Annotated in this window: 7 protein-coding genes; 6 read left to right on the plus strand and 1 reads right to left on the minus strand. The window is 47.4% G+C overall.

Going from position 1 to position 6,529, the window contains the following annotated elements:
* The first annotated feature begins 130 nt into the window (after positions 1-130).
* On the plus strand, positions 131-670 hold the full coding sequence (locus CSQ88_RS21565; RefSeq protein ID WP_099400121.1) for a DUF6037 family protein: 540 nt from the start codon (positions 131-133) through the stop codon (positions 668-670).
* Positions 671-703: 33 nt separating this feature from the next.
* Here CSQ88_RS21565 and CSQ88_RS21570 read toward each other — a convergent pair whose 3' ends face one another.
* Positions 704-1,381, minus strand: a complete 678-nt coding sequence (locus CSQ88_RS21570) for a phage portal protein (protein WP_306475261.1) — start codon at positions 1,379-1,381, stop codon at positions 704-706.
* Positions 1,382-1,605: 224 nt separating this feature from the next.
* Here CSQ88_RS21570 and CSQ88_RS21575 point away from each other — a divergent pair, with 224 nt between their 5' ends.
* From CSQ88_RS21575 to CSQ88_RS21595, 5 genes are all read left to right on the plus strand, one after another.
* A complete protein-coding gene (locus tag CSQ88_RS21575) occupies positions 1,606-2,175 on the plus strand; it encodes an aminodeoxychorismate/anthranilate synthase component II (protein WP_099400123.1) in 570 nt (189 codons plus the stop codon).
* 83 nt (positions 2,176-2,258) lie between these two features.
* A complete protein-coding gene (locus tag CSQ88_RS21580) occupies positions 2,259-2,654 on the plus strand; it encodes a lysozyme inhibitor LprI family protein (RefSeq protein WP_099400124.1) in 396 nt (131 codons plus the stop codon).
* 270 nt (positions 2,655-2,924) lie between these two features.
* A complete protein-coding gene (gene trpD, locus CSQ88_RS21585) occupies positions 2,925-3,947 on the plus strand; it encodes an anthranilate phosphoribosyltransferase (RefSeq protein WP_099400125.1) in 1,023 nt (340 codons plus the stop codon).
* A 108-nt stretch (positions 3,948-4,055) separates the two neighbouring features.
* Positions 4,056-4,871, plus strand: a complete 816-nt coding sequence (gene trpC / locus CSQ88_RS21590) for an indole-3-glycerol phosphate synthase TrpC (protein WP_099400126.1) — start codon at positions 4,056-4,058, stop codon at positions 4,869-4,871.
* 303 nt (positions 4,872-5,174) lie between these two features.
* Positions 5,175-6,353 carry a porin gene (locus CSQ88_RS21595; RefSeq protein ID WP_099400127.1) on the plus strand — a complete coding sequence of 393 codons (1,179 nt, stop codon included), beginning with the start codon at positions 5,175-5,177 and terminating at the stop codon, positions 6,351-6,353.
* The last annotated feature ends 176 nt before the right edge of the window (positions 6,354-6,529 follow it).

Genomic DNA, 6,529 nt, shown 5'->3' on the forward strand with positions numbered 1-6,529 from the left:
ACAGCCCCTTTTGCATCTGGATTGGGTTGATTGCCATGACGACCACTCCACAAAAGAACGTTCGTTCACCTTAGGCCTTTTAAGTGGTTTGAGCAAGGAGATTGAGCAAGAGACATAATCAGGTAAAAGCATGAGATCTCAAAGCATAGATAGATATAAATTTGAATTTAAATCAGGGAAAGCTATTTTTGACGTATTCTTTTTCACTGATGGAGCACCTTTTATTCTTCTGTTTGGGGTTAAGTCAGAAAATTTTAGCTTTGAAATTGAAGTTGCTAATGGATTTATTATTGACCATAAACTTGAACACGATATTTACAAAAAACTATGCGAAGTTTTGGGATTAGAATTCAACAAAGAAAAACCATTTAGCCCATGTGATTTCTTTACTGAATTCAATAGCAAAATCCCTGAGCAAGCATTTCCCCATCAAAGGGCTATGGCTCACGATGTTGCTCAATATAAACGATTTGTAGAAGAAATTAATAAAATTTATTTCTTTGGCTGGAGAGACAATGAAAAAAGAAAAACTAATGTTCAACAGTCAAATTTAGATAAAACAAGAAGCTTATTAGGAGAAAAGGCATATAAAATATGTAAAGAAAAAAATATAAGTAGTTGTTGGACTGACCAGAAAGAAGCAGCCGTTGCGTATTCTTCACCTAAATAGCATAAGGCCCCATTTGCTGGGGCTTCCTTATTTTTATATCGCAGATATAGTGTAGGGTTTAAACCGGATCACTTCCACCCCCAGCCAGTCGTTCAGTTCCTTCATCCGCTCCTGCAAGGGTTCAATCTCGTTATAAGCAAACACGGTAGCCGCCTTTTCTACATCGTCCAGGCCGCCGGTGTTGTTGGGGATGATGCCCATCAGTTGCGCTGGCACACGGTGGGCGCTTAGCTGGTCGTCGCGGGTTACGTTTTTGATGTTCCAGAAGTCATCCTTGGCCGCTACTTCAGAGATAGGCAAAATCTGCATGCCATCCTTCTTGCCGCCTGGCGCGTACACCATCAGATTTTTAAAATTACCCGGGCCTTTACTTCCCTTGAGTGCTTCACGCAAATCGTCGACATAGCTTTGCGCGGCGTCGGTCATGTATAGAATAAAACCGGCGTGGCTGCCGTTGGCAAAGTAGCGGCGGCGAAACAGCGTGGCGGATTCATTTAACCAGGTAGAATTCAGCGCCGGCAGGTATTCGGGCAGGCCGTAAATCTCCTGGTTAATATCGGGCTCTAAAAGGTGGAAGATGGCCCCTTGCTGGAATTGGTGCTCCTTGGTGTAATCCAAGATCTGAAAGTATTGCTCTTCTTTTACGCCCACCCGCATATATTTAGCCAGCGCATGTTTCAGGCCCGGCTGGCTTGCTGGCCGAAATGACAGATTGCATTTACAGGCAAATCAATGCCCGGCGTAATACTGGCTCAATAAAATAAGTCTATTTTTCTATGCGCTAGACGCCCTGCGCCTGTACTGCGATAATTTACAAGACTTGGGCGTTTATCGCAGTCTCAGTGCTAACGCAAAAAAATAACCGGATAAAATGCCGGACAACAGATAAGCAGCATCCACATTCAACCCTATAAAATCAAGGACATAACCTAACCATGCTGCTTATGCTAGATAATTACGACTCCTTTACATATAACTTAGTCCAGTATTTTGGTGAGCTGGGGCAAGACGTGCAGGTGCATCGCAATGATGAAATCACCATCGAAGAAATCGAAGCTTTAAAACCTAAATATCTGGTGGTGTCCCCCGGCCCCTGTTCTCCTTCCGAAGCAGGTATTTCTTTGGCAGCGATTCATCACTTTGCCGGTAAGTTGCCTATTTTAGGCGTTTGCCTTGGGCATCAGGCCATTGGCCAGGCTTTTGGCGGTAAAGTCATACACGCGCAAACGCTGATGCATGGCAAAGTATCGCCAATAGAGCACAGCAATACGGGTGTGTTTAAAAACCTGCCTTCCCCCTTTACTGTGACCCGTTATCACTCGCTTGCAATTGAACGCTCCAGCCTGCCGGACTGCCTGGAAATCACGGCATGGACAGAAGATGGCGAGATCATGGGCGTGCGGCATAAAACACTGCCGATCGAAGGCGTGCAGTTTCATCCGGAATCGATCCTTACCGAGCACGGCCACGCCATGCTGGATCAGTTTTTAAAAGAATGGGCCTGACACAGATCCTAAGCCGCTTTAAGGCCTCTGCCGTGCCTGCCCGCCGCAGGCACCAGCCCCCTCTTTATCACCCAGGATAAATCATGCGCCTTATCTTTACCCTCTCTTGCGCCTTACTTGCTTTCAACACGCAGGCCCAAACATCGCCCCCGGCCCAGGTGGAATGCGATGGCGCAAATCAAGTTTTGATTAAAACCTGTTTAGCGAAGCTGGCCCCTCAGGCTGAGCAAGATCGGAAAAATGCAGAAGCCGCAACCCGGGCAATGATGAAAAACCTGGACCGCGCCACCGGCCGCCCCGAAGCATTGCCCGCCTTCAAACAAAGCACCCGGGCCTATGAAGCGTACCGTCAGGCGCATTGCGCCTGGGTTGGTAAAAGTTTTGCAGGGGGCAGTGGCGCAGGGATTGCCGAGCTTTCCTGCCGTATTGATTCAGACCGGGCACGCAGCGATGAACTATCGCGCTTTTATGTGCAGTAGCCCTGTGCAGCTTTAGCTTAATAATTTGAGTTCAGAATCTGCAACTGCGCCCTGATCCTAAGTGCAAAACAAAAAAAACTTCAAAAAATAGTGTTTTCAAAGCACTGATATAACTCGCCGTATCCCATGTTTAGCACCTGCATTTAATTCAGCAGCCTGAGATGGCCCGCTTAATCGCTTCATCATTTCACGCCTGCCTGTTTGCAGCGTTTTTTGCCAGACCACGACTTATTTGCCGCCAGATCACCCGCCCCACACCAAGGAGCACTCATGATTACTATTCAAGCCGCACTCAATCGCCTGATCGATAACAACGAATTGTTTTATGACGAAATGCTGTATCTCATGCGGCAAATCATGACAGGGGAAATGTCCCCTGTTCAGACCGCAGCCCTCTTGATTGGCTTACGTACTAAAGTTGAAAGCGTGTCTGAAATTGCCGCATCGGCCACGGTGATGCGCGAGTTGTCTACCAAAGTGAATGTACAAGACCGCAGCCACCTGATTGATACCTGCGGCACAGGGGGCGACGGCGCGCACACCTTTAATATCTCGACTTGCGCCGCTTTTGTGGTTGCCGCCGCTGGCGCTAAAGTTGCCAAGCATGGTGGCCGGTCTGTTTCATCCAGCTCTGGCTCCGCCGATGTGCTGGAAGCCTTTGGCATCAACTTAAACCTCAGCGCAGAGCAGGTGGGCCGCTCTATTGATGAAATTGGCCTCGGCTTTATGTTTGCCCCCAATCATCACAGCGCCATGAAATATGTTGCGCCTATCCGCCGGGAGCTGGGCGTGCGTACCATTTTTAATATTCTGGGCCCGCTGACCAATCCGGCAGGCGCAGAAAACCAGCTGATGGGCGTTTTCCACCCTGATTTAGTCGGTATTCAGGTGCGCGTGCTCAAGCAGCTGGGCAGCAAGCATGTACTGATTGTGCATGGCAAAGATGGCATGGATGAGATCTCTATTTCAGGCCCTACCCTGATCGCCGAGCTGAAAGACGGCCAGATTAACGAGTTTGAATTTGATCCGCGTGATTATGGCTTTGAGCTGGCAGATATCAAAACACTGCACGCGAATGATGCACAGCAATCCAAACACATTATTGAGCAGGTTCTGGCCAATCAGGCCAGCCCATGCCGCGATATTGTGCAGCTGAACGCCGGAGCCGCAATTTACGCAGCGGGCAAAGCCGAATCACTGGCGGAAGGGATTAAGCGGGCGGGCCAGGTACTGGCAGATGGCAGCGCCCGTGCCAAGCTGGATGCGCTGGTGCAATTCACCCAAAGCATTTAAATCATAAATTCATTTTGCAGGGCGGTTGAAACCCGCCTTTTTTTAAAGTGCTGACAAGCTGCAGCAATCTGCACGTCGGCTTGCCATGCCTAAACAAAAGAGCCAAATATGTCTGACATCTTAAAAAAAATCTGGGCCACCAAATACGAAGAAGTAGCTGCGGCCAGCAAATTGATTCCATTGCATGAAATTCGTGCTCAAGCCGAAGGCAATACAGACTTACGTGACTTTACGGGCTCATTACGCAGCAAAAATGCACTGGGCCACCCCGGCATTATTGCGGAGATCAAAAAAGCCAGCCCGTCCAAAGGCGTGATTCGCGCTGATTTTCAGCCGGCAGCTCATGCACAGGATTACGCCGCACATGGTGCAGCCTGCCTGTCAGTTCTCACCGATGTACCTTACTTTCAAGGGCACCTTGATTACCTGAAAGCGGCCAGATCAGCATGCAATCTGCCTGTTCTGCGTAAAGATTTTATGGTGGATGAATATCAAATTTTTGAAGCCCGCGCATGGAGCGCAGATTGCATCCTGCTCATTGCAGCAGAGTTAAGCTTAAGTCAACTGCAAGACTTTGAGGCAATAACGCACAGCCTGGGTATGGCGGCTTTAGTAGAAGTGCATAACGAGGCTGAATTAGAGCTGGCATTACAGCTTAAAACGCCATTACTGGGAATTAACAATCGCGATTTGCGCAGCTTTGAGGTTTCGCTACAAAATACTCTGAAACTGCTCCCAATGATTACAAGCGATCGTATCGTGATCACAGAAAGCGGGATTGTCACCCCTGATGATGTTGTTCTGATGCAACAAAATCACGTTAACAACTTTCTGGTCGGTGAAACCTTTATGCGGGCGGAATCTCCCGGAAGCTGCATAGATGCTACGTTTGGCCCGGCTTACAAAGGGTTTGTACAGGCTTAAACCTATATTTTTGTCATATACTTTTAATAAAACTCCCCTAGACTTGGCATTGTTCGAAAGCAATTTGTTGCTGCAAACATACAACTGCTTTCTAAATGCGTGCATTAGTGATTCATGAACCTTGGCTTTTTTGTGAGCTGACTTTGAAAAAACTTAGCCAACCAGAAAGCACAAGAAATGTCATAATACCGCAAAAGAATATAAAATGGCTTCTTATAACAAAAGTGCCGTGATCTTTGCCAATGCAGAAGTGGCAAACCCCTTGCCACTTCATTCACTCGTTTTTTGGGAGTAGTACAGATTATGAAAAAGCTTATCGCCCTTGCTATCTCTGCTGCATTTGCTGCACCTGTAGCATTCGCAGATGTAGAACTTGGCCCATTCAGCATTTACGGCACATTGGGTTCTGCTGTTGAAGTGATTTCTGTAAACAACAACAGCGGCGCGGCAATTGCTAACACTGCAGACAGCCAAACTCGCCTGATGGACCAAACATCCAAATTGGGTTTCAAAGCCAAATACGACCTGGGCAATGATTTTTTTGCTGTTGCCCAAGTTGAAAGCCGTTTCTACCTTGGTAACAACGGTGACAACACCGATGACAAAGCTGAAATTGGCAGCCGCAATACATTCGTTGGCGTAGGCGGCAAGCAAGTGGGTACTTTACGCCTTGGCCGTTATGACAATGCTTATAAATTGTCACTGAAACAAATCGTTCCTACTCTGTACGGTAACCTGAACGATGCGTCTTCTACCTACGGCTCCAAGCAAATTCTGAACCGTCTTGGCGCACGTCAAGGTGATATGGTTGCTTACGAGACACCAGACTGGGCAGGTTTCAGCGCGAACTTAAGCCACAACTTTGGTAAAGATTCAGCTAACTCAATCTCTGCCGGTGCTGCTGGTACACCAAGCAACACACCAGCAACAGATTTGATGGGCCAGACTTCGGTTTCTTTAGGCTACAAACACAGCCTGTTTAATGTTGGCTTTGGTTACACAACAGTAAACAATGCAGCCTGGAAACTGGATGGCAGCAGCGCAGCAAAAGCAGCCAACTTCACAGGTACACAAAAGCTTGAAGCTTACCAACTGGGCGGCCAGGTTAATTACATGGACTTCAGCGCAGGTGCAGTGTTTGAACGCACTTCTTCAAGCGTAAGCGGTCTTGCTGCGGCTAAGAACTTCGATCAGAAACAAAATGTTTATGGCCTGATCGCTGGCTACAAAAAAGATGCTCTTGAAGTACAAGTTCAATACGCAAAAGCAAATGATGTAGATGGCACAACTCTGACAGATACTGGCGGCCAGCAAGCTACTATCGCTGTAGGCTATCAGTTCCATAAGTATGTTCAGGCCGTTGCTTCTTTCTCAAAAGTAGACAACCAAAAGAACTCTAACTTCACTACCGCTTCTGGCTTTGCTTTAGCAAAAGGCAATGACATGAACCAGTTCGCATTTGGTCTGGTTGGTAAGTTCTAAGACACATTATTTCCAGCCTTCTGGCTAGCTGATAATTGAAAGGCCTCCCATTTGAACTGCACCCCAAAAGTTGGACACCCGTCCATATTTTTGGGGTGTTTTTATGTCCAAGTACTCAACGCAATTCAAGCTCTCTGTCGTTCAGCAATATTTAACTGGCGAAGCGGGTATCAAAA

The sequence above is a fragment of the Iodobacter sp. BJB302 genome, from assembly GCF_002735645.1.
GTDB lineage: Bacteria > Pseudomonadota > Gammaproteobacteria > Burkholderiales > Chitinibacteraceae > Iodobacter.

Coding starts and splice junctions, on each gene's coding strand:
- trpD (WP_099400125.1), top strand. CDS start 2,925: ATGATTACTATTCAAGCCGCACTCAATCGCCTGATCGATAACAACGAA.
- CSQ88_RS21595 (WP_099400127.1), top strand. CDS start 5,175: ATGAAAAAGCTTATCGCCCTTGCTATCTCTGCTGCATTTGCTGCACCT.
- CSQ88_RS21575 (WP_099400123.1), top strand. CDS start 1,606: ATGCTGCTTATGCTAGATAATTACGACTCCTTTACATATAACTTAGTC.
- CSQ88_RS21565 (WP_099400121.1), top strand. CDS start 131: ATGAGATCTCAAAGCATAGATAGATATAAATTTGAATTTAAATCAGGG.
- CSQ88_RS21580 (WP_099400124.1), top strand. CDS start 2,259: ATGCGCCTTATCTTTACCCTCTCTTGCGCCTTACTTGCTTTCAACACG.
- trpC (WP_099400126.1), top strand. CDS start 4,056: ATGTCTGACATCTTAAAAAAAATCTGGGCCACCAAATACGAAGAAGTA.